Below are 25386 nucleotides of genomic sequence, written 5' to 3'. Positions count from 1 at the left end.
CAAGCGGCTGTGGTGTTGGCGTTTGCGTCCAACCCGGCGCAGCATTCATCGGACAGGAATCCGATCACACTGTTCATTCTGTCGAAATCGACCGTGTTGATGACCTCGCGGCCCTGACGTGTCTGCAAGACCAAACCCGCATCGACGAGCATCTTGACGTGATGCGCCTGAGTGGAGGCTGGCAGACCAAGATGTTCCGCAATCTGACCAACGGTCAGGCCACCATGACCTGCCTTCACAAGCAGTCGAAAGATTTGCAGCCGGGCTTCATGCCCCAAGGCAGCCAAAGCGCGGGCGTGATGTTGAGTCTGGTTCATATAACCACATAACTAGAAAAGTAGTTTTGATGCAAGAAAGAAAATGGCATTGGATGGTCGATCACGTTGGTTCGACTGTCCAATGCCCAAAATCAACTATCGCGGTGTGCGGTTCAGGACGCGCAGCGCTGTTCAGCGTCTTCGACGGCTGCGGTAAAGCCCAGCAAAGAGAACGTGTCTTTGGTTGTCGTTCCCCGTGCGGACCGCGCGGTCAGGATGGCATCGGCACCGCGTTTCATTGCTGTGACGATCTTGGAATCGTCCTGCGGTGTTGCTGGCCACGCCCATTCGCCTTCGGTGAACAACTCGAACTCGGTCCCGCTGATGTTCACGTTCACGGTTGATCCGGGCGCAAAGGGATAACCGCCCGTAAAGGCAAGCTGGCCCTGCACCTCGGCCCCTGGACGGTAGAACACCATCAGCAGGATTTCACCGCGCGTGACGGCAACAACGCGGCCATCCTTTGTGTTCACGCTTTCCTTGTAGGTCGTTACCGCCCAGCATTCCCGGGGTTCCTGCCCTTCGAACACGCTCCAGTCCGTGATGGCGTTCACGCGGTTGGTGCTTGTTTCCTGCGCGATCCCTGCACCGGCCGTTACCAGCGCCAGTGCGGCGATTACCGCTCCGCCAATCCATGATTTCATGCGTCCAGCCTCCAGACTGTCCTTAGCCTCAACTTGTTTATCCGTTGCAGTATGGGTTTAGCCCACCCTTATGTCACTGCAACTTTGCTCTCGACCTTGTCAGATTAGCCTGATTTACGGTCGTCTTTAAAGCCCAATTGGCAGTTTTTTGCCCATCTGAAAGGGGAGCGAACCGATGGCACAACCCGCATCACTTGCAGAGGTCTGGCGAGGCCCGTTTCTCGAGAGTCATCACGTTGGACATGCGGTTGTCTGCGATGGCTCAGGCCAGATCGTGGCGGCATGGGGCGACGCCGATTCCGTCGTCTTGCCGCGCAGTTCGTCGAAGATGATTCAGGCCTTGCCGTTGTTGATGTCCGGGGCCGCCGATGCGCGCGGATTGACGTCGCAACATCTGGCGCTGGCCTGTGCGTCGCATCAGGGTGCGCCGGTTCATGTAAAAGCTGTGAACGCGTGGCTTGCCGATCTGGGTCTGGGCGATGATGCGTTTTGCTGTGGCCCGCAGGAAAGCCGGGATGATGCCCTGCGGATCGAGATGATCCGCGCGCATGACACTCCCTGTCGGGTACACAACAATTGTTCCGGCAAACATGCCGGGTTCCTGACCCTGACGCAGCATCTGGGCGCCGGCCCGGATTATGTGGACCCGCACCATCCGGTTCAACGCGCCTGTCTTGAGGCGTTCGAGGCTGTAACCGACATGACCAGTCCGGGTTTTGGCATAGACGGTTGTTCCGCACCGAATTTTGCCACGACGATGCGCGGCATGGCGCGGGCAATGGCGTGGTTCGCGACAGCACATCACCGCTCTGACACAATGAGCGTTGCAGCCGCGCGGCTTACCGAGGCGATGCACACACATCCCCATCTGGTGGCGGGTGAGGGACGCGCCTGCACCCGTTTGATGCGGGTGGCGAAAGAACCGGTGGCCCTCAAGACCGGGGCCGAGGGCTACTTTATCGCGATCCTGCCGACACGCGGGCTTGGAGTGGCGGTCAAGGCGGCTGACGGCGCGACGCGGGCTGCCGAATGTGCGATTGCGGCGCTCTTGGTGCGGTTGGATGTTCTCGATGCAGACCATCCCGAGGTGGCAGAGTTCCTGACGCCCACCATCCGCAATTGGGGCGGGTTGGCGACGGGTCAGATCAAACCTGCTGCGGCGCTTCTGGCGTAACGAACGCCTCCCGGCTGTAGCCCTGCAGAAACAGCAGCGCGGTCAGGTCACCGTGATTGATTCGCAGCTTTGCCTGCGCCTGAACGCTTGGTTTCGCGTGAAGGGCAACACCTGCCCCGGCGCGCTGAAGCATGCCAAGGTCATTGGCCCCGTCACCGACCGCAAGAACGTCATCCTCTGAAATACCCAGCTTTCGAGTGATCTCTTCCAGGGCCGCGACCTTTGCGTCGCGCCCCAGAATCGGATGGGCGACCGCGCCGGTCAGTGTGCCTGCGTCAATCAGCAAGGTGTTCGCCCGGTTTTCATCGAATCCAAGACGTGCGGCGACATGGGTGGTGAAGGATGTAAACCCACCCGAGACAAGCGCGGCATAGGCCCCGTTTGCCTTCATCGTGGCCAGAAGTGCCGCGCCTCCGGGCATCAGGGTGATGCGGGTTGCAAGCACATCATTGATCACTGTTTCCGGCAACCCACCAAGCAATCCAACCCGTTCGATCAACGCGCCTTCGAAATCCAATTCGCCATTCATCGCACGGGATGTGATCTCTTTCACCTGTGCGCCGACGCCTGCCAGTTCGGCCAGTTCATCAATACATTCCTGTTGGATCATGGTGCTGTCCATATCCGCGAGAAGCATTTTCTTGCGTCGACCCGCGCTGGGTTGAATGACCAGATCAACGCCCTGATCCTGAAGTGCGGACCAGCTTGCGTCCGCCGTGTCGGGCAGCGCTGCCATGTCGAATTCCGCAGCCTCGTCGGGTGAGAGCCAGACAAGATCACCACCGCCCCAGGCATTTCGAAGTGCTTCGGCAAGGGCCGGATCAAGCGTTCCCGGTTGGGCGATCAGCGTGGTGGTGTACATGGCGCGCGTCCTTTTCAGCCGTCGCGGCCATGTAGCGAGGGTGGCGCAGAAACGCCAGATGGAACAATCGCGCAAGTCCGGTCTTCTTCTTTTCACAAATATCGCCCGCCGGAGGCATCCGACATCGCAACCCGCACGGTATTTGGCAAAGTTTCCGATCCGCAACACGCGCTCTGCGCCGCGCCTCAAATGCGTCACATCAGTCGCATTTTCCGACTTGCGCGGCACGCGGCGCCCCCTTAAACGCAGCGGTGGGACACCCCTCCCCAACGAGGGGCGCTTATCTGGAAGGATAGCATCAATGGCTATTGAACGACCGGCGTCGCACGCAAGCGTGCGCAAACCATCAACGCGGCCGGCTAACCCGCGTTTTTCTTCTGGCCCCTGTGCCAAACCCCCCGTTTTCAAATTGGACAATCTCGCCGACGCGCCTTTGGGCCGTTCGCACCGTGCAGCTGTCGGCAAGGCCAAGCTGAAGGCCGCGATCGAAGAGACGCGCGACCTGCTTGGCGTGCCTGCGGACTACCGCATCGGCATCGTGCCTGCCTCCGATACCGGCGCTGTCGAGATGGCGATGTGGTCGTTGCTGGGTGCGCGTAAGGCCACGATGGTCGCGTGGGAATCCTTTGGCGCAGGCTGGGTCACGGATGTGGTCAAGCAGCTCAAGATCGACGCCGAAGTTCTGACCGCCGACTACGGTCAGATCGTCGATATGACCGCGGTCGATTACGACACCGATGTTGTCTTCACATGGAACGGCACCACCTCGGGTGTGCGTATGCCGAACGGCGATGCGATCCCGGCGGACCGCGAAGGCCTGACGATCTGCGATGCGACCTCTGCTGCCTTTGCGCAGGATTTGCCGTGGGACAAGCTCGATGTGACCACCTTCTCCTGGCAGAAAGTCCTGGGCGGCGAAGCGGCGCATGGAATGCTGATCTTGTCGCCCCGCGCGGTTGAGCGGCTGGAATCGTACACCCCCGCATGGCCGCTGCCGAAAATCTTTCGCATGACCAAGGGCGGCAAGCTGATCGAAGGTATCTTTGTCGGCGAAACCATCAACACGCCGTCGATGCTGGCGGTCGAAGACTACCTGCAAGCGCTCGATTGGGCGCGGTCCGTTGGTGGACTCAAGGGGCTGATGGCGCGGGCGGATGCCAATGCGCAGGCGATCTTCGATTTCTGCGACGCAAATGACTGGATCGCCAACCTGGCAGATGATCCCGCAACGCGGTCGAACACCTCGGTCTGTCTGAAGTTCACCGATGACCGGATCACCGATGGTGCCGTGTTCGCCAAGTCTGTCGCCAAGCGGCTTGAAGCCGAAGGTGTGGCGCTGGACATCGGGGCGTATCGCGATGCGCCTGCCGGTTTGCGCATCTGGTGCGGTGGCACGGTCGAAACCTCGGACATCGACGCGATGTTGCCGTGGCTCGACTGGGCGTTCCATGCCGAGATCGACGCATTGGCGCAAGCTGCGTAGCGAAGTGTTTGGTGCGCGACGCCGCGCACCCTCCCCCTCCTCCCTAATCGTAGGGTGTGTGCTTGCACGCACCGCCCCAATAAAGGACCAAGACAATGGCCCCCCGTGTACTCATTTCCGACAAACTCTCCGACGCCGCCGTTCAGATCTTCCGTGACCGTGGCATCGACGTGGATTTCCAGCCCGATCTGGGCAAGGACAAGGACAAGCTGGCCGAGGTGATCGGCCAATATGACGGCCTTGCGATCCGCTCGGCCACCAAGGTGACGCCGACGATCCTCGAAAACGCGACCAACCTCAAGGTGATCGGCCGCGCCGGGATCGGCACCGACAATGTCGACAAGGACGCTGCGTCCAAGAAAGGCGTGATCGTCATGAACACGCCCTTCGGCAACATGATCACCACCGCCGAACATGCCATCGCGATGATGTTCGCCTGCGCGCGGCAAATCCCCGAGGCATCCGCCTCGACCCATGCTGGCAAGTGGGAAAAGTCCAAGTTCATGGGGGTCGAGCTGACCGGAAAGACGCTGGGTGTGATCGGTGCGGGCAATATCGGGGGCATTGTCTGTGACCGTGCCCGTGGTCTCAAGATGAAGGTCGTGGCCTATGATCCCTTCCTTGGGGAAGAGAAAGCCAAGCAGATGCAGGTCGAAAAGGTCGAACTTGAAGACCTGCTCAAGCGCGCGGATTTCATAACGCTGCATGTGCCTCTGACGGATCAGACCCGCAACATCCTGTCGGCTGAAAACCTTGCCAAGACCAAGAAGGGCGTGCGGATCATCAATTGCGCGCGTGGCGGTCTGGTCGATGAGGCGGCTTTGGCCGAGATGCTGAAATCCGGCCATGTCGCCGGGGCGGCCTTTGACGTTTTCGCCGAAGAACCCGCGACCGACAACCCGCTGTTCAACCTGCCCAACGTTGTCTGCACACCGCATCTCGGCGCGGCCACAACCGAAGCGCAGGAAAACGTGGCGCTTCAGGTGGCGGAACAGATGGCGAATTACCTGCTGACCGGTGCGGTCGAAAACGCGCTCAACATGCCGTCGGTGACTGCTGAAGAAGCCAAGATCATGGGGCCGTGGATCAAGCTGGCCGATCATCTGGGCAGCTTTATCGGCCAGATGACGGACGAGCCGATCAAGGCGATCAACATTCTTTACGATGGCTCCGTGGCGCAGATGAATCTTGATGCGCTGAACTGTTCGGCGATTGCCGGGATCATGAAGCGGGTGAACCCGGACGTGAACATGGTGTCTGCGCCGCTGATCGCCAAGGAACGCGGGATCAAGATCTCGACCACCAATCAGGCCAAGTCAGGTGCGTTTGACGGCTATGTCAAAGTGACCGTGGTGACGGACAGCCGTGAACGCTCGATTGCCGGAACCGTGTTCAGCGATGGCAAGCCGCGCTTTATTCAGATCAAGGGCATCAATATCGACGCCGAGATCGGAGCGCACATGGTCTATACCACCAACGAAGACGTGCCGGGGATCATCGGCACATTGGGCATGACCATGGGCCAGAACGGCGTCAACATCGCGAACTTCACGCTGGGTCGGTCGGCGGCAAAGGGTGAGGCGATTGCCTTGCTTTACGTCGACGAAGCGGTGCCAGCAGAGGTGGTGGCCAAGCTGCACGAGACCGGCATGTTCAAGCAGGTCAAACCGCTTCAGTTCGACGTCGCCTAAGCCGGAGAGCCTGATTGCGCCTCACAATAAGCCATGCGAAAGAGCGCGTATGACACGCGCTCTTTACGCATTTGGTGACATTCACGGCCAGTTGGGCATGCTTCAAGAGGGATTGGCCTGGGTCGAGGCCGATGGCGGAGCCGACGCGCGCATCGTTTTTGTCGGAGACTATGTCGACCGTGGACCTGACAGCCGGGGAGTCATCGAGACACTTGTGTCCGGGCAGTCTGCGGGACGGAACTGGACATGCCTGAAGGGCAATCATGACCGCTTTTTCGAATGGTTTCTCGATCCCGCCGGTCCGCGCAATGACCCCCATTTGCTCGTCGGGTATCATTGGTTTGACAAGGCGATTGGCGGAACCGAGACGATTGCGTCTTATGATGTTTATCTACCCGAGCGTATTCGCCAGACAGAGCTTGCCGAGTTGCTGCACAAGGTTGTGCCGGAGTCGCACAAGACGTTCTTGCGTGGTTTGAAGACGTCCCACGAGGAAGACGGGTTGTTCTTTGCCCATGCCGGTGTGCGGCCCGGTGTGCCGTTTGATCAGCAGGACGAGAATGACCTGCTCTGGATTCGTCAGGAATTTCATGCCGACAAGCGGGATCACGGAGCACTGATTGTTCACGGCCACACACCCGTAGACGAGCCCGAGCTGTTTTCGAACCGGATCAATCTGGACACGGGCGCCGGCTATGGGCACCCGCTGACCGTTGCCGTTTTCGAAGGCGATGAGGTGTTTCGGCTGAGCTCCAAGGGCCGCGCGCGGATTCCTATTCGTAGCTGAGTGTCGTCGCCTTGCCACGGAACACAGTGTAGGCAAGCGCGGTATAGCCAAGGATCATCGGCAGCACGAAAAGCGTCCCGATCAGGATGATGAACAGGCTTTCAGGCGCGCTTGCGGCCTCGTAGATGGTGAGCTGATCCGGCACGATGAACGGATAGAACGAATAGGCCATCCCGAAGAACCCCAGCACAAACAAGACGATGGTTGCAGCAAATGGAAACCATGCAAAGCTGTCGTCGCTGGTCGGCAGTCTGCGCAAGGCAAGCCACAGCAGGACAATCAGCACGCCGGACATGAGCGGCAGCGGCATCAGTAAGAAAAACTCGGGCATCGAGAACCATTTGTCAAAGATGCGCGGACTGACCAGCGGGGATGCAATGGAAATCGCACCAAGGCCAAGTACGACACCCCATATACCGCCTTTCGACCATTTTACCGCCTTGAGCTGCAACGCGCCTTCGGTCTTCAGGATCAGCCACGTCGCCCCGATAAACGAATAGGCGACGGTCAGGAACACGGCTGTCAGGGCTGAAAAGACCAAGGTGAACGGGGTTACAACCAGACCCATGATATACATGCCCAACATGTACCCTTGGCTAAGCGCCGTCATCATCGACCCAATATAAAATGCCCGATCCCACGCAGTCTTGTGACGGGCCGGTGCCTTGACGCGGAACTCGAATGACACGCCGCGCAGGATGAGGCCGATCAGCATCACCGCAACGGGCAGGTAGAGCGCTGTCAGTATGGTGCCATGCGCGGTGGGGAAAGCCACAAGCAGGATGCCGATGGCCAGCACCAGCCACGTTTCATTGGCGTCCCAGAATGGTCCGATCGAGGCGATCATGCGGTCTTTCTCGTCCTTGTCCGCAAAGGGGAAAAGAACTCCGACGCCAAGGTCAAAGCCATCAAGAACAACGTAGATAAGAATGGACACTCCGAGCAACGCCGCAAATGCGAGGGGGAGCCATGTGGCGGGATCTCCGAACAGGGTCATGGCTTACTCCGCAGCGACAGTGGGGGCGGCCTCTTGGGCAACCGGAATACGGGGGCCCAGCGGTTCGCCTCTTGCAGCTTTCCGGGCAAGGTAGAACAGCACGCCGATATAGGCCGCCAGCAAGGTCGCGTAGATGGCGAGGTAGACAATCAAGGTTGTTGCCACCATCGGTGCGGGCACATCGGCCACCGCCGCTTCGGTGGCCAGCACACCTTGCACCAGCCACGGCTGACGGCCGATCTCGGTGGTGTACCAGCCGGCAAGCGTGGCGACCCAGCCCGAAAAGGCCATCGGCACCATCGCCCAGAGCAGTGGCTTGGGCAGGCCTTCGACGCCGCGCCGCTTGCGCGCCATGAAGAATACGGCTGTCCAGCTGAGCAGCAGCATTGCCATGCCGGTTGCCACCATGATGCGGAAGCTGAAGAAGACCGGGGCCACGGGTGGATGCTGCACGGTGCCATCTTCGAGAACGAAATCGTTGAGACCGGGAACAACGCCATCCGCCGAGTGTTTGAGGATCAAGGACGCCCCGTTCGGAATCGCGATTTCAAAGTCGGTCGAACGCGTCTCCTCGTTCGGAATACCGAAAAGGACCAGCGGCACGTTTGGCCCTGTTTCCCAGTTGCCCTCCATTGCCGCCACTTTCTGCGGCTGATGCTCCAGTGTGTTCAGGCCGTGAAAATCCCCAGCCAGAATTTGCAACGGGATCAGGATTGCTCCGATGGTCATGCCGGTTTTCAGGGTCGCCCGAACACCATTTGACCGATCCCCGATCAGCCAGCGAAACGCGCTCAGGCCCGCCAGCAGGAACGCAACGGTCAGGCCGGAGGCCAGCAGCATGTGAACAAGGCGATAGGGCATCGACGGGTTGAAGATGATCGCCCACCAATCGGTCGCGAAGGCCACGCCATCACGCATTTCGAACCCGGCGGGTGTGTGCATCCAGCTGTTGAGAACCAGGATCCAGAAGGCCGACATGGTTGTGCCGAAGGCCACGAGGAACGTGGACAACGTATGCAACCAACCTGGAACACGGGACATCCCGAACAGCATGATGCCGAGAAACACCGCTTCGAGGAAGAATGCGGTCATCACCTCGTACGCAAGAAGCGGTCCTGCGATATTGCCGACGCTTTCCATGAAGCCGGGCCAGTTGGTGCCGAACTGGAACGACATGGTAATCCCCGACACCACACCCATCGCAAAGCTGAGCGCGAACACCTTGACCCAGAAGCGATAGGCATCGCCCCACTTCTGATCACCCGTGCGGCTGAAGCGCAGTTTGAAAAACAAGAGCACCCATCCCAACGCGATGGTGATGGTCGGGAACAGGATGTGGAACGAAATATTTGCACCGAACTGAATGCGCGAGAGGAGAAGTGTGTCCATGATAACCGATCCGAAGAAGGCAAATGTTTCTGTCGAAATCTAAGATAGATCATCGAATCAACTTTCCCCGCCTCTGCGACAGCGTTGCGCACCCAGTCAGTGCAGACGTTGGATTGGGGGGTGGTTGCCCGATGAAAGATTCTGCGAATCTGCGGAATTCGGGGCGATTTGGTTTATCTGGCGGGCATATTTACGCCATATGGCGTGTCTGAGCGATGATTTCGGGCAAACTGCCTTTACGGAAGGTGATAGCGTAAACAGACCGGCGTTGAGACCGGGAACAACTCCAAAAAGGGGGACAGTATGTCTGAGAAATTTGTCGTTGGTTATGACGGCAGCGACGTTTCCAAGCGTGCGCTTGATTTCGCTGTGTCGCGGGCCAAAGCACAGGGTGGCAGCGTTCTTGTTGTGCATGTGCTGGAATGGTCGCCGTATTCCTTCTTGACGCCGGAAGAACTTGAAGAGCGTCATGCCCGTCGCGCAGAAGAGCTTGATCGCGCGGAAACGGCCTTGATGTCGCCGCTGAAGGCCACGATCAGCGCGGCTGGTGTGCCGGTCGAGACCAAGATCAAATACGGTCACGTTGCCAAGACACTGTGCGATGTCGCCGAGAAAGAAGGCGCCACCCAGATGGTCATTGGCCGGGATGGCGACGGCGGGTTGTCGAGTCGCGTTTTCGGCTCTGTGGCAGGATCACTGGTCCAGATCGCCCCGGTGCCCTGCACAATTGTACCATAACCGCATAGGGAAATTCATAGATGACACGTCTTGTTCCAACAGCGGTTCTGGCCGCATGTTTCACGTTTCTGGCCGCGCTTTCGGCCTCTGCCCAGTCGATTGATGAAACCATCAACGGCATCTTCGCAAGCTCGACCGGCTGGTTCGTCACGCTGATCTTCAGCAATTTTCCGGGGACGAACTTTCCCTGGATCGTCGGCTGGCTGGTCGCTGCGGCGACGATCTTTACGGTCTATTTCGGAGTGATCCAGTTTCGCGCCTTCGGTCACGCCATCGCGCTGGTCAAGGGTGACTATTCCGACCCCGAGGATGCGGGCGAAGTCAGCCACTTTCAGGCCCTGGCCACGGCGCTGTCGGGGACAGTGGGTCTTGGCAACATCGCCGGTGTGGCGGTGGCCATCGGGATCGGTGGTCCGGGGGCGACGTTCTGGATGATCCTTGCCGGGCTTCTGGGCATGGCGTCGAAATTCACCGAATGTACGCTGGGTGTGAAATACCGCAACGAATACCCCAACGGCAAGGTCTCGGGTGGCCCGATGTATTACCTGACCAAGGGTTTTGCCGAACGCGGCATGCCGGGCGGTCGGTTCCTTGCGGTCATGTTCTCGATCTTCTGTATCCTTGGTGCTCTGGGCGGCGGCAACATGTTTCAGTCCAATCAGGCGCATGCACAGCTGACCAACGTCTTTGGTCCCTATCCGGGCTGGATCACCGGCGTGGTCTTCGCGGGCATCGTGTTTGCGGTGATCGTCGGCGGGATCAAGTCCATCGCGCGAGTGACGGAAAAGGTCGTTCCGATCATGGGGGTGATCTATGTCGGCACCGCGCTGATCATCATCCTGATGAACTATGACATGATCGGTTGGGCCTTCGGGCAAATCTTTGCGGGCGCCTTTACCGGTCTGGGTGTCGCGGGTGGCTTTGTCGGGGCACTGATCCAGGGCTTCCGGCGTGCAGCGTTCTCGAACGAGGCGGGTGTCGGGTCGGCTGCGATTGCACACTCTGCGGTCCGCACGAAAGAGCCGATCACCGAAGGCTTCGTGTCCTTGCTTGAACCGCTGATCGACACAGTGGTGGTTTGCACCATGACGGCGCTTGTGATCATCATCACCGGTCAGCTGATCTCGGATCCGGAAACCGGCAACTACGTCTTGAACGAGGCAGGCACTGCGATCCGGACCGTTGGAGATACGTCAGGTGTCGCGCTGACATCGGCAGCGTTCTCGTCCTCCATTGGCGGCTTCAAGTATATTCTGGCGCTGGCGGTGATCCTGTTTGCCTTCTCCACGATGATCTCGTGGTCCTATTACGGCCTCAAGGCCTGGACCTACCTTTTCGGGGAAAGCAAAACGCAGGAACTGATCTTCAAGATCATCTTCTGCCTGTTCGTCGTGATCGGCGCCGCAGCCAGCCTTGGCCCGGTGATCGACTTCTCGGATGCGGCGATCTTTGCCATGGCGGTGGTCAACATCCTCGGTCTCTATGTGCTGATGCCGATCGTGAAGCGCGAACTGAACAGCTATTGGTCGCGTCTCAAGTCGGGTGAGATCAAGAAGTTCCAGTGACCTGATCTTCTTGGGGAAAGGGCGCATCGCAAGGTGCGCCCTTTTGCATGCCGATGGGCCAGAGTTCGGAACAAATAGCCAAAATTGCGGTTTCAAATATGCGATAACTGCCTATATCTGAGGCCTCGCGGGCAAAGGAGGCCGCAGCGATGGCAAAGCCGAAGGACAATCCGAACTACAAGGTGATCGCCGACAACCGTCGCGCGCGGTTCGACTATGCCATCGAGGATGATCTGGAAGCGGGCATCATCCTGCAAGGATCCGAAGTGAAATCCCTGCGCGAGAACAGTGCGAACATCACCGAATGTTATGCCGCCGTCGAAGATGGCGAACTGTGGCTGGTGAATTCGTATATCGCGCCCTACAACCGCGCGATGTTCCCGCACGAGGAAAGACGTCGGCGCAAGCTTCTGGTGTCGCGCAAGGAACTGGCCAAGCTCTGGAACGAGACCCAGCGCAAGGGGATGACGCTTGTTCCGCTGGTGCTCTATTTCAATCACAAGGGCATTGTGAAGATGAAGCTTGGCATCGCCAAGGGCAAGAAGAACCACGACAAGCGCGAAACCGAGGCGAAGCGCGATTGGAGTCGCCAGAAACAGCGCCTTCTCAAGAACGCGGGCTAAGTCCGGGGCGACATTTCGTTGGCGTAACGTCGATGATGCGTTGACGCATCGTGACCCGCGCAGTGGTCAATCGCTTGCGAGTCGGACGTCTGGGTTCTATGCAGAACCGACCTTTTCCAGATGTGGCGACAGATATGGCACAGGACGACCCTAAAACACTTGTTTCGACGGATTGGCTTGCCTCTCATATGCGCGATCCTGATCTGCGCATTCTGGATGCGTCGATGTATATGCCGGGCAGCCAACGGGATGCGAAATCGGAATACGCTGCTGGGCATATTCCGGGCGCACGGTTTTTCGACATCGACGATATTTCCGACAGCCGCTCTGACCTGCCGCATATGGCCCCACCGATCGAAAAGTTCATGTCGCGCCTGCGGGCGATGGGTGTGGGCGACGGTCATCAGGTTGTCGTCTATGACGGGGCTGGCCTGTTTTCCGCAGCGCGTGTGTGGTGGATGTTCAAGCTGATGGGTCAGAACGATGTGGCCGTGCTGGATGGTGGCCTGCCCAAATGGGTGGCCGAAGGACGCGATCTCGAAGACCTGCCGCCAATCGTTCGGGACCGTCACATGACCGTCCGGCGTCAGGCGCATCTGGTCAAGGACGTGACACAGGTCGCCGCCGCGTCCAAGCTGCGCGATCAGGAAATCATCGACGCGCGCTCGCCGGGGCGGTTCCGGGGCGAAGACCCCGAACCCCGGCCCGGCATGCGCGGCGGGCACATCCCCGGATCGAAGAACGTGCATTATTCCAGCCTGCTGAACGCCGACCAGACAATGAAATCGCCCCAGGAGACCCGCGCGATTTTCGAGGCGGCGGGCGTCGATCTGTCCAAACCAGCCATCACCACCTGCGGCTCTGGTGTGACGGCGGCGATCCTGTCGCTGGCCATGGCGCGCATGGGCAAGGATGACCATTCCCTTTACGACGGCTCGTGGTCCGAATGGGGGATGTTCCCCACCGTACCCGTGGCCACAGGAGACAATTGATGTTCGAGACCCTCAAGGAACAACCCGCAGACAAGATCCTCGCGCTGGTACAAACCTACCGCGAGGATCCGCGCGATCCCAAGATCGACCTCGGTGTCGGCGTCTACAAGGACGCGTCCGGCAACACGCCGATCATGGGTGCCGTCAAAAGCGCGGAACAGCAGTTGTGGGAGGCGGAGACCACCAAGGCGTATACCGGCCTTGCGGGTGATCCGGCCTTTGCCGACGCGATGATCGCGATGGTTCTGGGCGACGCGGTGCCGCGCGAAAACGTGGCCGCAGCGGCAACGCCGGGTGGCACCGGTGCGGTGCGTCAGGGCTTTGATCTCGTCAAGATGGCAAGCCCCAACGCCAAGGTGTATGTCAGCGATCCGACATGGCCGAACCACCTGTCGATCCTCAAGCATATGGGCATGGAAATGGTGCCCTATCGCTATTTCGACGACGAAAGCCGCGGCGTCGATTTCGACGGCATGATGGCCGATATCGCACAGGCGGGTCCGGGCGATGTGGTTCTGGTGCATGGCTGCTGTCACAACCCGACGGGTGCCAACCTGAACATGACCGAATGGAAGGCGCTGGTCGATTTGCTGATCAAGACCGGCGCAACCCCGATGGTCGATATCGCCTATCAGGGCTTTGGCGACGGGCTTGAGGAAGACGCGGCCGCGACACGACTGATCGCGTCGTCCGTTCCCGAGACCATCATCGCGGCAAGCTGTTCCAAGAATTTCGGCATCTACCGGGAACGCACGGGTCTGCTGATGGCGGTGTCGCAGAACGCGTCTGCACAAAAGCTCAATCAGGGGACATTGGCCTATCTGAACCGGCAGAATTTTTCCTTCCCGCCGGATCACGGCGCGCGTCTTGTGACCATGGTTCTGAGCGACGACGCCTTGCGCGCGGAGTGGAAGAAAGAGTTGGAAGACATGCGCACCGGGATGCTGGCGCTGCGCGAACAGCTGGCGCGCGAATTGCAGCGCCTATCCGGGTCCGATCGGTTCGGTTTCATCGCCCAGCACCGCGGTATGTTCTCGCGGCTTGGGGCAACGCCCGAGCAGGTGGACCGCCTGCGTGACGAGCACGCGATCTATCTGGTCGGGGATTCGCGGTTGAATATCGCCGGTCTGAACAAGGACTCGGTGCCGATTCTGGCGAAAGCGATGATCGACGTCGGGATCTGATCCGGGCTTTTTGTTGAAGTGTATGGGCGCCTGCGGGCGCCCATTCTGTTTATCTCGTCCTCCGCCTTCGGCTTTGTCCTCGGGCATGTGGTCAGGTGACGCGCAATTTTACGGCGTGCGGTTTGCAAAGTTGCGTTTGCATATTTGCAAAAAGAAGAAGCCGCTAGCCGTGCGCCCTGACGCTGTCTTCGGGGGCCTGATCGCGGTCGAACATGCCGTAGTCGCGCATCACGTGGCAGACCCGCAACCGGTAGTCCGAGAAGACGCCGCTGCGGCCTTTTGATTGGGCATTGCGGTGCGCGGCCAGTTTGCGCCAGCGCAGCACAGCGTCCTCGTCTTCGAAAAAGCTGATCGACAGCAGCTTGTCCGGGTTGGTCAGGCTTTGGAACCGTTCGACCGAGATGAAGCCTTCGACCTGTTCCACCATGGGTCGCATGGTGGCGGCGATGTCGAGATAGGCGTCTTTCTGGCCCTCGGCGGGCATGAGTTCGAATATGATGGCGATCATTTTGGCTCCCTCTTTTGCCGGACAATGGCGCTGTTGGCGTGGCTTGGCAATCAATCCGGGTTCGCGCGGGTGAACGGCAGCGGCATCGGCGGTTTGTATGGTTTGGTCGCTGAAACGTACGGTTTGACAGTACGGGACGGATCGGGTGTCAGGATGTGCCGCAGGAGCGCGACCGGGTGGCGACGCAGGGTGAGGCGCAGGGCGACGTAATCCTCGACCACCTGTTCGCCTTCGGTCATCGCGGGCAGATGGGCGGCCGGTTCATGGATGGCTTCGCCGTCGATATCGCCATCGAAAAGCGGTAGGGTCTTGCGGGTGGTGAGCGCCTTGGCGTCCCACAGGGCGGCGCGGCGGGTGAGGTGCAGGTTGTGGAACGTGTCGGCTTCGGCAAGGCGCGCGATGGTGGTCGGGTCGAGACCGGCGCGGCGCCAGAGGTCTTGCACGCTCTGGTAGCCATTGCCACGCCCGGCGGCGATCCATGACGCGTCTTCTTCGTTCAGTCCCTTGATCTGGCGGAAGCCCAAACGCAAGGCAAGGCCGCCTTTGGCGTCGGGCTCCATCACGTTGTCCCAGAAGCTGGCGTTGATGCAGACGGGCAGGACGGTGACGCCATGTTCCCGCGCATCGCGGACGATCTGGGCAGGGGCGTAGAAGCCCATCGGCTGGGAGTTGAGCAGCGCGCAGGCGAAGATGCCGGGGTGGTGGTGTTTGATCCAGGCACTTGCATAGACCAGCAGGGCAAAGCTGGCGGCGTGGCTTTCGGGAAAACCGTAAGAGCCGAAGCCTTCGATCTGCGAGAAACAGCGTTCGGCGAAGTCTTCGTCGTAGCCCTTGTTGCGCATGCCGCGCAGGAACAGGGTGCGGAATTCGCTCACGTTGCCGTGTTTCTTGAAGGTGGCCAGAGACCGGCGCAGGCGGTCGGCCTGTTCGGGGGTGAAGCCCGCGCCGACGATTGCGATCTGCATCGCCTGTTCCTGAAAGAGCGGCACGCCGAGGGTCTTGCCCAGCACTGCGCCCAGCTCGTCCGACGGAAAGCTGACCGCCTCTTTGCCGTTGCGGCGGCGGATGTAGGGGTGGACCATGTCGCCCTGAATGGGGCCGGGACGGATGATGGCGACTTCGATCACCAGATCGTAGAAGGTGCGGGGTTTCATCCGGGGCAGGAAGTTCATCTGGGCGCGGGATTCGACCTGGAAGACGCCGATGCTGTCGGCCTTGCAGAGCATGTCGTAGACGGTGGGATCTTCGGGGGGCAGGGTGGCGAGAGTGTAGGTCTGGCCGTGATGCAGATGCATCAGGTCGAACGCCTTGCGGATGCAGGACAGCATGCCCAAGCTGAGCACGTCGACCTTGAGGATACCCAGCGCGTCGATATCGTCCTTGTCCCAGCAGATGACGGTGCGGTCCTCCATCGTGGCGTTTTCGATGGGGACCAGTTCGTCGAGCCGTCCTTCGGTGATGATGAAGCCGCCGACATGTTGGGAGAGATGACGGGGAAAGCCGATGATCTCGAAGATCAGCTCCATCGTCAGTTTGAGGCGGTGGTCGTCGGGGTCGAGGCCGATTTCGCGCATCCGCTTGTCTTCGATCCCGTCGGTCGAGAAGAAGCCCCAGAGTTGCGAGCTGAGCGCGCCGATGGTGTCCTGTGACAAGCCCATCGCCGCGCCGACCTCGCGGATGGCGCGTTTGCCACGATAGTGGATCACGGTGGCGCAGAGGCCCGCGCGGTGGCGGCCGTAGCGTTCGTAGATGTGCTGGATCACCTCTTCGCGGCGTTCATGTTCGAAATCGACGTCGATGTCCGGGGGTTCGTCGCGGGCCTCGGAGACGAAGCGTTCGAACACCATCGTGCCGATTTCGGGGCTGACCGAGGTGACGCCGAGGCAGTAGCAGACGACGGAATTGGCCGCAGAGCCACGTCCCTGGCAGAGGATGTTGCGTTGTCGGGCAAAGGCGACAATGTCGCGGACAGTGAGGAAATAAGGTTCGTAGTTGAGTTTGCCGATCAGGGTGAGTTCGTGTTGCAGCAGGGTCTTGACCTTTTCGGATGCGCCATGCGGGTAACGCCATTTCAGACCTTCGTGGGCAAGGCGGGACAGGCGCTGGGGGGCGGTTTCGGACCCGGTGATCTCGCTGGGGTATTCGTAGCGGAGTTGGCCAAGGTCGAACTGGCATCGGCTGGCCAGATCGTTGGAGCGGTCGACAGCGGCTTCGTGCGGGCCAAGGAGGCGGCGCATTTCATCCTCCGAGCGCAGGCGTTGTTCGCCATTGGCCAGCGCGCGGGTGCCGAGGTCATCGACGCGGCACCCCTGTCGGATGGCGGTGACCACATCAGCCAGCTTGCGGCGGCGTCCGTGGTGCATGACCGGGGTGGCCGAGGCGAGAGTGGGGATATTCAGGCTGTGGGCCAGGGCTGCGATCCGGTCGAAGTGCTGCGCGTCTTGTCCATCGTAGCGGGGGCTGAGGACGATATGGGTGTGCCCGGCAAAGCGGCGCGACAGCCGTTCCGCCTGTGACGGCCAGTCACCCGCGCCGCCTTGCGCCGTTGGTGCCTCTGTTGGCGGGTGCAAAAGCCAGTCAAGACCGTCGGTGCATTGGAGCAGATCGTCGAGCGTCAGGTGGCAGTCGCCTTTGGGCGCGCGGCGACGGCCCGTGGTGATCAGACGGCAGAGCTGCGCCCAGCCTTGGCGCGTTGTGGCAAGGGCTGTGGCGGTGAAACCGGTGTCGGTGACGATCCGCGCGCCGGGGATCAGCCGGGGGACATGGGTGAGGATCTGCGCGCGCTGGTGGGGGATGTGATCCGGCACCGGCGGGCCTATGGGGCCATTGCGGGTCTCAAGTTCGGCGCGTTCGCGCAGCAGGCGTCGGAGGGTTTTCCCCTCGGTCCAGGCGCGCACGATGCCCGCCACCGAATTGGTGTCGGTGATGGCGATGGCCGACAGGCCCAAGGTGGCGGCACGCTCCATGTACTCCTCGGGATGGGACGCCCCGGTGAGGAAGGTAAAGTTGGAGGTGATGGACAGCTCTGCGAACATACGCCTCTTTTATGTTCTTATTTTGTTCTTTTTCCAGTGATTCGCGTTACATGGGTGTTCTAGCCTGTGATGGGCCAGTCCAAGGGAGTATTTGGAACAAGAAGAGGATCAGGCGCCGGGTGCGGACAGCCATGTCAGGACATGGGTTGTCGACAGGCTGAAATATACGTCAAATTGCATGCCTTTGGTCAGGCTTTGCGCCAGATCGGTGGTCAGCGTCAGGGTCAATGTGTCGTCTTTGGGGGCTGCTCGCAGGGCTGCGGCGTCGAAACCGAAATGATGGCCGACGCGGGGATACAGGGTCTTGAACAGGGCTTCCTTGGCGGAAAAGGCCAGTGTGGCGTTGGTTGCGGCAGGCAGCGGGCCTTGGGTCGTTATGTGACGTTCGGCAGCGCTCAGGGTTTCAGTGAGGATCGCCGCGAGCGGGCGGTCTTTCGCAATAGCCTCGGTATCGATTCCATAGGTTTGGCCGGTGTCTCGGGACAGAAGGCAGGCGCAGCGGCCACGGGCGTGGCTGAGCGACCCGGCCAGACCATCAGGCCAGATGGGCGCACGGCTTGGTGCGTTTGCGACAGGTTGTGGCGTGACACCCAGATGCGTCATGGCGGCGAGCGCCAGTGCGCGGCCTGCGAGGAAGTCTGCCTTGCGTTTGGCGCTTGAGCGATGGACCTTGAGCGGAACGGGGATGTTCAGCTTGTTGAACAGAGCGTCGGTATAGGCGGAGGTTTCATAGCCTGCGGTCACAAGAACGGCATCGGGGATGCGGCTGTTCTCGACCGTTAGATCGGTGAGGAATCCGTTCGCGCGGTCCTGCAGAGTGGTGAGCGAGGTCTGATCCATAGCCTGCCTGCAATCTCTACAAGTCTGCGTGGGGTCAAGCAAAAAACCGTCTGTCGCATTTACTTGGCCTCTCGGCGGGGCTAGGGCTGCGGCAACACAAGGAGCCATTCGCATGTCGGAGCAAAGCCGGTCTCGCGGTGTGATGTATGTCGCTTGGGGCAAGGCCCATGTGGACGTGGCACGCCGGTCGGCGGCGTCGGTCAAGGCGCATAATCCGGGCCTGTCCTGTGCGATCTGGTGTGCGGCAGAGGACGACACCAGCGGGTTTGATCAGGTGTTTGTCATTCCGGATGACATGACGCGGCCCAAGGTGGGGGCGTTGGCGCACAGTCCCTATGACGAGACGCTGTACCTGGACAATGACACGATGATCCGGGCGGATTTGGGAAGTCTGTTTGACCTGCTTGAAAAGTTCGATCTGTGCGGGGCGCATGTCATGTTGTGGCACCGGCCCCGGCATCGGCGGATGTGGCAGACCGATGTGCCTGAGACCTTTCCCGAGATCAATTGCGGGGTGCTGTTATATCGCAAGAACGCGGCGACAACGGCGTTTTTCGGGGATTGGCAGGCCGCCTATGATGCCGCCGGTTTCAAGATCGACCAGCCGACGTTCCGAGAGACATTGTGGGCCTCGGACCTGCGGTTCTATGTGTTTCCACCGCAATACAACAAGCGGATCTTCGAGGCGTCGGAGCTGATTTACTCCGATCAGCCCAAGCCGCGGATCCTGCATCTGCCGATCCTGCGTCCGCAGAAGAATGCGGTCAAACGGTGGTTTTCGAATTTGATCCGGTAGGTAGGGGCTGGTGTGTTGAAAACCCATCCTACGCGGCGTCGTGGCTTGCTGTCATCGCTGGCGCGTGTCAGCATCGCCGGGAACGAATTGGACAGACCCCATGCACACCACCATGACCGATACCGCGCATTTGCCGCAGACCGTTGATCCCCGCAATCCGGGGATGGCGCTGGATCTGGACTGGGTGATGCGGGCGACCGCCAACCGATCCGCGATCGAGAGGCGCGCTGCGACCTTGCCGGGACGGCGGTCGGTGAAGAAGGACTTTCAGGCGGCGTGGCTGTGCCGGGCCATCACCTGTATCGATCTGACCACTTTGGCCGGAGACGACACGGCGGGGCGGGTTCGGCGGCTGTGTGCCAAGGCGCGCCAGCCGGTGCGAAGCGATCTGTTGGGTGCGCTGGGCATGGACGGGCTGACCGTGGGCGCGGTCTGTGTCTATCACGACATGGTCGAGACCGCAGTTGCCGCGTTGGAGGGGTCGGGTGTGCCGGTTGCCGCTGTCAGCACCGGGTTTCCGGCGGGGTTGTCGCCGTTCCATTTGCGGGTGGCCGAGATTGAGGAGAGTGTACGCGCCGGGGCGGCGGAGATCGACATCGTGATTTCGCGGCGGCATGTGCTGACCGGCAACTGGCAGGCGCTTTATGACGAGATGCGGGCGTTTCGCGCCGCCTGTGGTGAGGCCCATGTGAAGGCCATTTTGGCGACCGGGGAATTGGGCACGTTGCAGAACGTCGCGCGGGCCTCGCTGGTCTGCATGATGGCGGGGGCGGATTTCATAAAGACCTCGACCGGCAAGGAAAGCGTGAACGCCACGCTGCCAGTGTCCCTGGTGATGATCCGGGCGATCCGGGACTATTTCGAGGCGACGGGGATTCGCGTCGGGTACAAGCCTGCGGGCGGGATTTCCAAGGCAAAGGATGCCTTGGTCTATCTTGCGCTGATGAAGGAAGAGTTGGGCGACCGTTGGGTGCAGAACGATCTGTTCCGGTTTGGTGCGTCGTCGCTTCTGGGTGATATCGAACGGCAGTTGGAACATCATGTGACCGGGGCGTATTCGGCGTCCTGGAGGCATGCGGCGGGATGATCGAACGACCCGGCGATATTGACTGTTGCGTCACTACGGGGCTGTGCCATGCGCAATAACCCGGTGCTTTTGCTGCTTGGCGTTTCGGCCCTTTTGTGGCTTGGGGCGCAGAACTGGCGGCGGCGCAAGCTGAAGCGGGCCGTACGCGATCTGCCGACGCGGATGCAGCGCCTGCTGGGGCCGGAACCGGCGTTCGAACCGCCGACCGATCCGCCAGACGAATTGTCCGGTTTCGCATCCCTGCATGACCGGACCCGCCGGGCGGAATGGGTGGTCCGTGGGGCCGCGATTCTTTGGCTGGCCTACATTGTTTTCCTGCTTCTGAAAGGCTCCTTTCAATGACCGTGCAAGAGATATTCGAGAGTATGGAGTATGGAACGGCCCCGGAATCGGCGGGCGATGCGTTGGCGTGGCTGGTCGATCAGGGGGATCGGTTCGGGCATTTCATAGGCGGTGAGATGACCGAACCCGGAGAGGTGTTCGAGAGCCGCAATCCGGCAACGGGTGAGGTGCTGGCGCATGTGTCTCAGGCCACGCAAGCTGATGTGGATGCGGCCGTTGCAGCGGCGCGCAAGGCGCAAAAGGGCTGGGCCAAGCTGGGCGGTCCGGGGCGGGCGCGGTATATCTATGCGTTGGCCCGGTTGTTGCAAAAGCACAGTCGCCTGTTCGCGGTGCTGGAGAGTTTGGACAACGGCAAGCCGATCCGGGAAAGCCGGGATATTGATATCCCCTTGGCGCAGCGGCATTTATACTATCACGCGGGTCAGGCGCAGTTGTTCGACAGCGAATATGCCGGCCGCGCCGCGCATGGCGTGTGCGGGCAGGTTGTGCCGTGGAATTTCCCGTTGCTGATGCTGTCCTGGAAGATCGCGCCAGCGCTGGCGGCGGGCAACACGGTGGTGTTGAAGCCTGCGGAATACACCTCGCTGACTGCGCTCTTGTTTGCAGACATGTGCCGTCAGGCGGGGTTGCCCAAAGGGGTGGTGAATATCGTGACCGGCGATGGGGCTGTGGGCGAAAGGGTTGTCACCCATCCGGATGTCGACAAGGTGGCGTTTACCGGATCGACCGCCGTGGGGCGGCGCATTCGCGAGGCGACCGCCGGTTCCGGAAAGGCGCTGACCTTGGAGTTGGGCGGAAAATCGCCCTATATCGTGTTCGAGGATGCGGACCTGGATTCGGCCGTTGAAGGCCTGGTCGATGCGATCTGGTTCAATCAGGGGCAGGTCTGCTGTGCCGGATCGCGGCTTCTGGTGCAGGAAGGTGTGGCGGAGCGGTTCCATGCCAAGCTGCGCGCACGGATGGACAAGCTGCGGGTTGGATCGCCGATGGACAAATCGGTGGATGTGGGGGCGATTGTGGACCCCAGGCAGTTGGAAACCATCACCCGTCTGGTCGATGGCAATACCGCCGGGGAAACCTATCGCGCGAAGTGCGAGATGCCGGAGAGCGGGTGTTTCTATCCGCCGACGCTGATCACCGGACTGAGCACCGCCGATCCGCTGATGCAGGAAGAGATCTTCGGTCCGGTTCTGGTGGGCACAACCTTCCGCACACCGTCCGAGGCGGTCGAACTGGCGAACAACACGCGCTACGGACTGGCGGCGACCTTGTGGTCGGAAAACATCAACGTTGCTTTGGATATCGCACCCAAGCTGGCGTCCGGGGTGGTCTGGATCAACGGGACCAACATGTTCGACGCCGCTGCGCCCTTTGGTGGGGTGCGTGAAAGCGGGTTCGGGCGCGAAGGTGGGCCGGAAGGGATGATGGCCTACACCCGGCCTTCCGGGTCTGGCAAGGCGCTGGCCAAGGTGGTTGGCTTCGGCAGTGGTCCGGATGCCGAGCCACAGGCGGTGGACCGGACGGCCAAGCTTTATGTCGGGGGCAAGCAGTCGCGGCCTGACGGGGGCTATGCCTATGAGGTCTACACCAAGGCAGGCAAGCTGATCGGGCAGGCGCCTTTGGCCAACCGCAAGGACGTGCGCAACGCGGTCGAGGCAGCGCGCGGGGCGGTTGGCTGGACGGGGACGACGGCGCATCTGCGGGCGCAGATCCTGTATTACATTGCCGAGAATCTGGCCGCGCGGAAGGATGAGTTTTCGGCGCGTCTGAACCAGATGACCGGGGCGCGGACCGGTGCGAAAGAGGTCGACCTGTCGGTGAACCGGCTGTTCACCTATGCGGCCTGGGCCGACAAGTATGACGGGCGGGTGGCACAGGTGCCTTTGCGCGGGGTGGCCCTGGCGATGCGCGAACCCTGCGGTGTGATCGGCGCGTTCTGCCCGGACGATCATCCGCTGCTTGGGCTGGTTTCGGTGATGGCGCCTGCGATTGCGATGGGCAACAGGGTGATTCTTGTCGCGTCCGAACCTTTCCCGCTGGCGGCGACGGATTTTTACCAGGTACTGGACACATCTGACGTGCCGGGCGGGGTGGTCAACATCCTGACGGGGCGCCCCGAAGAGCTTGCACCGACACTTGCGCAACACATGGATCTTGAGGCGGTCTGGTCGTTCTCGTCCTCTGATATTTCGGCAAAGATAGAGCGCGGCGCGGCGTATAATCTCAAGCGAACATGGGTGAATCATGGGCGCGCACGGGACTGGACGGGGGTCGATGGCGAGGGGGCGGTTTTCCTTGATGCGGCGACCGAGGTGAAGACCGTGTGGGTTCCTTACGGCGCATGATTGCCAATTTTATCGGGGGTCATTGAGAATTTACCGATGCAGTGTTATTTTTACTTTACCCAGCGCCGGGGCGGAACGGCGTTTATACTTAGGAGGACGATGTCCTGTCTCTTCAATCGGATGTGGTGCATGCCACTGACGGGGGTCTGCCAATGATCGGCACGCCCGGAAACGGATCAGCCAGCGACGCGACGCTCGCGGCAATCCTTGCGGAACTTAACGAAAACAAGGCTGAAGACGTTGTGCAGATCGACCTGCGCGGAAAGACGTCGATTGGCGATTACATGGTTGTCTGCTCGGGTCGCTCGAGCCGGCAGGTCTCGGCACTGGCCGAAAAGCTGGTGGATATGCTCAAGTCCGAACGCGGCATCCTGTCCAAGGTCGAGGGCAAGGAAACCGGCGATTGGGTGCTGATCGATACGGGGGATGTCATCGTTCACATTTTCCGTCCCGAAGTGCGCGAATTTTACCAGTTGGAAAAGATGTGGCTCCCGGCAGGGGCGGCCCTGACCAACTAGGATGCGGGTGCATCTTCGCGCGGTGGGGCGGCTTGCCGGCCGCTCGGAAGAACGCGCGCTGGTAGACGACTACCTGTCCCGGTTCGGCCAGACAGGACGCGGCCTTGGCTGGCGTTTCGAGGGCGAGACCGAGGTTGAGGACAAGAAGAATGGTGGGATGGCGGCGGAAGCGGTGCTTTTGCGGTCGTCCATTCCCACGGGATCCCTGATCGTTTGTCTTGATGAGCGCGGGACCGTGATGTCTTCGCCGGATTTTGCGAAAAAGTTGCAGGGGTGGGCCGATCAGGGGCGTTCTGATGTGACGTTTGTCATTGGCGGGGCGGACGGGATTGATCCGTCGCTGCGCCAGGAGGCGGATGTCCTGCTGTCCTTGGGAAAGATGGTGTGGCCGCACAAGCTGGTCCGGGTGATGATTGCGGAACAGCTTTATCGGGCCGCGTCGATTGTGGCGGGGTCGCCGTATCATCGGGAGTGACGACGCGTTGACGCATCGACGCTTTCAGGTGACCGAAAGGGGGCGCGGGATGATCAGGTGTAGGCGATGACCAGAAGGATCACGCCAAGGATCACGCGATAGATCACATAGGGCGTGAAGCTTACCGATTTGAGCAGGCGCATCATCAGGGTCAGTGCAACAAGCGCTGCGAGAAACGCAAATACGGCGGCGATGCCTGCGTCGCGGGCGATCGACATATCCGCCGCTTGCACCACGTCCAGTCCAAGCAGCAGTCCCGAGGCCATGATGGTTGGGATCGACATCAGCATCGACAGCCGCGCCGCGCTTTCGCGGTCATAGCCAAGTTTGCGACCTGCCGTAATGGTGATGCCGGATCGTGACGTTCCGGGGATCAGGGCGATGGCCTGACACAATCCCATGATGACGGCATCCTTGAGTCCCCAATGCGCCGCGCGTTTCTCGGCGGTGCCGGTCTGGTCTGCCCAATAAAGCACGATGCCGAAGACCAGCATCGTCCAGCCGATAACGGCGGTCGAACGCAGCAGGTCATTATACCCCGACAGATTGAGCGCGAGGCCAAACAGGATCACCGGGACTGTTGCGATGATCAGGCTGAGAGCCCAGAACGCGCCTTGCGTGTCGATGCGGCCTTTGATCAGGCGTCCCAATCCCGCGATGACGACCCGGACGTCGGACCAGAAGTAGAGGATGACCGCGAACAATGTGCCGACATGTACAGCCACATCCAGAGCCTGTCCCTGATCCGCCATGCCGGTCAGATTCGGGAGGAGAATCAAGTGGCCAGAGGATGAAATCGGCAAAAATTCGGTAACGCCCTGAATCAAAGCCAAGATAAGCAAATGGGTCAGGGCCATGTGTCGCCGTCCGGGTCCAAGTTCGGCAATCGGTATAAAGCCATAAAAACCAAGGGAAAGCTCTATTTTAGGTCCGAATCGGACCTAAAATAGCTGCATTGCAGCATGATTTTTGCGTGAAGGTGGCAAAAATCCGA

24 protein-coding genes are annotated in these 25386 nt (G+C 60.5%); 15 read left to right on the top strand and 9 right to left on the bottom strand.

The window, feature by feature from the left end:
- The coding region (locus ACTIEN_RS07960; protein WP_439522590.1) for an ArsR/SmtB family transcription factor at positions 1-317 on the bottom strand (317 nt) is incomplete at its 3' end.
- Positions 318-430: 113 nt separating this feature from the next.
- The gene (locus ACTIEN_RS07955) at positions 431-961 is read right to left on the bottom strand and encodes an invasion associated locus B family protein (RefSeq protein WP_439522589.1); all 531 of its coding nucleotides are present in this window, start codon (positions 959-961) and stop codon (positions 431-433) included.
- 175 nt (positions 962-1136) lie between these two features.
- Here ACTIEN_RS07955 and ACTIEN_RS07950 point away from each other — a divergent pair, with 175 nt between their 5' ends.
- Positions 1137-2135 carry an asparaginase gene (locus ACTIEN_RS07950; RefSeq protein WP_439522588.1) on the top strand — a complete coding sequence of 333 codons (999 nt, stop codon included), beginning with the start codon at positions 1137-1139 and terminating at the stop codon, positions 2133-2135.
- Here the strand turns inward: ACTIEN_RS07950 and serB are convergent.
- Positions 2107-2997 (bottom strand): phosphoserine phosphatase SerB, encoded by an 891-nt coding sequence (gene serB / locus ACTIEN_RS07945; RefSeq protein ID WP_439522587.1) that lies wholly within the window; start codon positions 2995-2997, stop codon positions 2107-2109. The two genes, ACTIEN_RS07950 and serB, sit on opposite strands and share 29 nt — an antisense overlap.
- Before the next feature lie 301 nt (positions 2998-3298).
- Here serB and ACTIEN_RS07940 point away from each other — a divergent pair, with 301 nt between their 5' ends.
- From ACTIEN_RS07940 to ACTIEN_RS07930, 3 genes are all read left to right on the top strand, one after another.
- Complete coding sequence (locus ACTIEN_RS07940) at positions 3299-4480, top strand: phosphoserine transaminase (protein ID WP_439522586.1); 1182 nt, start codon at positions 3299-3301, stop codon at positions 4478-4480.
- Positions 4481-4575: 95 nt separating this feature from the next.
- Positions 4576-6171 carry a phosphoglycerate dehydrogenase gene (serA, locus tag ACTIEN_RS07935; protein WP_439522585.1) on the top strand — a complete coding sequence of 532 codons (1596 nt, stop codon included), beginning with the start codon at positions 4576-4578 and terminating at the stop codon, positions 6169-6171.
- 49 nt (positions 6172-6220) lie between these two features.
- Complete coding sequence (locus ACTIEN_RS07930) at positions 6221-6958, top strand: metallophosphoesterase family protein (RefSeq protein ID WP_439522584.1); 738 nt, start codon at positions 6221-6223, stop codon at positions 6956-6958.
- Here ACTIEN_RS07930 and ACTIEN_RS07925 read toward each other — a convergent pair.
- Together ACTIEN_RS07925 and ACTIEN_RS07920 are read right to left on the bottom strand one after the other, a co-directional pair.
- Complete coding sequence (locus tag ACTIEN_RS07925; RefSeq protein ID WP_439522583.1) at positions 6945-7955, bottom strand: cytochrome d ubiquinol oxidase subunit II; 1011 nt, start codon at positions 7953-7955, stop codon at positions 6945-6947. The two genes, ACTIEN_RS07930 and ACTIEN_RS07925, sit on opposite strands and share 14 nt — an antisense overlap.
- 3 nt (positions 7956-7958) lie before the next feature.
- Positions 7959-9344, bottom strand: a complete 1386-nt coding sequence (locus ACTIEN_RS07920) for a cytochrome ubiquinol oxidase subunit I (protein WP_439522582.1) — start codon at positions 9342-9344, stop codon at positions 7959-7961.
- Positions 9345-9647: 303 nt separating this feature from the next.
- On the opposite strand from ACTIEN_RS07920, the gene ACTIEN_RS07915 reads away from it, so the two are divergent.
- The 5 genes from ACTIEN_RS07915 (at position 9648) to ACTIEN_RS07895 (ending at position 14446) form a co-directional block, all read left to right on the top strand.
- Positions 9648-10082 (top strand): universal stress protein, encoded by a 435-nt coding sequence (locus tag ACTIEN_RS07915; protein WP_439522581.1) that lies wholly within the window; start codon positions 9648-9650, stop codon positions 10080-10082.
- 20 nt (positions 10083-10102) lie between these two features.
- Positions 10103-11647 (top strand): alanine/glycine:cation symporter family protein, encoded by a 1545-nt coding sequence (locus ACTIEN_RS07910; protein ID WP_439522580.1) that lies wholly within the window; start codon positions 10103-10105, stop codon positions 11645-11647.
- A gap of 149 nt (positions 11648-11796) precedes the next feature.
- A complete protein-coding gene (gene smpB / locus ACTIEN_RS07905) occupies positions 11797-12270 on the top strand; it encodes an SsrA-binding protein SmpB (protein ID WP_439522579.1) in 474 nt (157 codons plus the stop codon).
- A 134-nt stretch (positions 12271-12404) separates the two neighbouring features.
- Positions 12405-13262 (top strand): 3-mercaptopyruvate sulfurtransferase, encoded by an 858-nt coding sequence (sseA, locus tag ACTIEN_RS07900; protein ID WP_439522578.1) that lies wholly within the window; start codon positions 12405-12407, stop codon positions 13260-13262.
- A complete protein-coding gene (locus ACTIEN_RS07895) occupies positions 13262-14446 on the top strand; it encodes an aromatic amino acid transaminase (protein WP_439522577.1) in 1185 nt (394 codons plus the stop codon). Before sseA ends, ACTIEN_RS07895 begins: the two co-directional genes overlap by 1 nt.
- A gap of 163 nt (positions 14447-14609) precedes the next feature.
- Here the strand turns inward: ACTIEN_RS07895 and ACTIEN_RS07890 are convergent, their stop codons facing one another.
- The 3 genes from ACTIEN_RS07890 to ACTIEN_RS07880 all read right to left on the bottom strand — a co-directional run bounded on the left by ACTIEN_RS07890 (position 14610) and on the right by ACTIEN_RS07880 (position 18829).
- On the bottom strand, positions 14610-14954 hold the full coding sequence (locus tag ACTIEN_RS07890; RefSeq protein ID WP_439522576.1) for an antibiotic biosynthesis monooxygenase family protein: 345 nt from the start codon (positions 14952-14954) through the stop codon (positions 14610-14612).
- A 50-nt stretch (positions 14955-15004) separates the two neighbouring features.
- Positions 15005-17989 (bottom strand): error-prone DNA polymerase, encoded by a 2985-nt coding sequence (locus ACTIEN_RS07885; protein WP_439522575.1) that lies wholly within the window; start codon positions 17987-17989, stop codon positions 15005-15007.
- Between the two features lie 108 nt (positions 17990-18097).
- A complete protein-coding gene (locus tag ACTIEN_RS07880; RefSeq protein WP_439522574.1) occupies positions 18098-18829 on the bottom strand; it encodes a 4'-phosphopantetheinyl transferase family protein in 732 nt (243 codons plus the stop codon).
- Between the two features lie 112 nt (positions 18830-18941).
- Here ACTIEN_RS07880 and ACTIEN_RS07875 point away from each other — a divergent pair, with 112 nt between their 5' ends.
- From ACTIEN_RS07875 to rlmH, 6 genes are all read left to right on the top strand, one after another.
- Positions 18942-19625, top strand: coding sequence for a hypothetical protein (locus ACTIEN_RS07875; protein ID WP_439522573.1), 684 nt, complete (start codon positions 18942-18944; stop codon positions 19623-19625).
- 100 nt (positions 19626-19725) lie between these two features.
- Positions 19726-20712, top strand: a complete 987-nt coding sequence (gene deoC / locus ACTIEN_RS07870) for a deoxyribose-phosphate aldolase (protein WP_439522572.1) — start codon at positions 19726-19728, stop codon at positions 20710-20712.
- 48 nt (positions 20713-20760) lie between these two features.
- Positions 20761-21054, top strand: coding sequence for a hypothetical protein (locus ACTIEN_RS07865; RefSeq protein WP_439522571.1), 294 nt, complete (start codon positions 20761-20763; stop codon positions 21052-21054).
- Positions 21051-23399 carry an aldehyde dehydrogenase family protein gene (locus tag ACTIEN_RS07860; protein ID WP_439522570.1) on the top strand — a complete coding sequence of 783 codons (2349 nt, stop codon included), beginning with the start codon at positions 21051-21053 and terminating at the stop codon, positions 23397-23399. Before ACTIEN_RS07865 ends, ACTIEN_RS07860 begins: the two co-directional genes overlap by 4 nt.
- Before the next feature lie 152 nt (positions 23400-23551).
- The gene (rsfS, locus tag ACTIEN_RS07855; protein WP_439522569.1) at positions 23552-23917 is read left to right on the top strand and encodes a ribosome silencing factor; all 366 of its coding nucleotides are present in this window, start codon (positions 23552-23554) and stop codon (positions 23915-23917) included.
- 1 nt (position 23918) lies between these two features.
- A complete protein-coding gene (gene rlmH, locus ACTIEN_RS07850) occupies positions 23919-24392 on the top strand; it encodes a 23S rRNA (pseudouridine(1915)-N(3))-methyltransferase RlmH (protein WP_439522568.1) in 474 nt (157 codons plus the stop codon).
- Positions 24393-24445: 53 nt separating this feature from the next.
- Here the strand turns inward: rlmH and ACTIEN_RS07845 are convergent, their stop codons facing one another.
- Complete coding sequence (locus ACTIEN_RS07845; protein ID WP_439522567.1) at positions 24446-25249, bottom strand: undecaprenyl-diphosphate phosphatase; 804 nt, start codon at positions 25247-25249, stop codon at positions 24446-24448.
- Positions 25250-25386 lie beyond the last annotated feature (137 nt).

This window comes from Marivita sp. (genome assembly GCF_051859345.1).
Lineage (GTDB): Bacteria > Pseudomonadota > Alphaproteobacteria > Rhodobacterales > Rhodobacteraceae > Marivita.
This window is presented reverse-complemented; position numbering and strand designations above follow the sequence as displayed.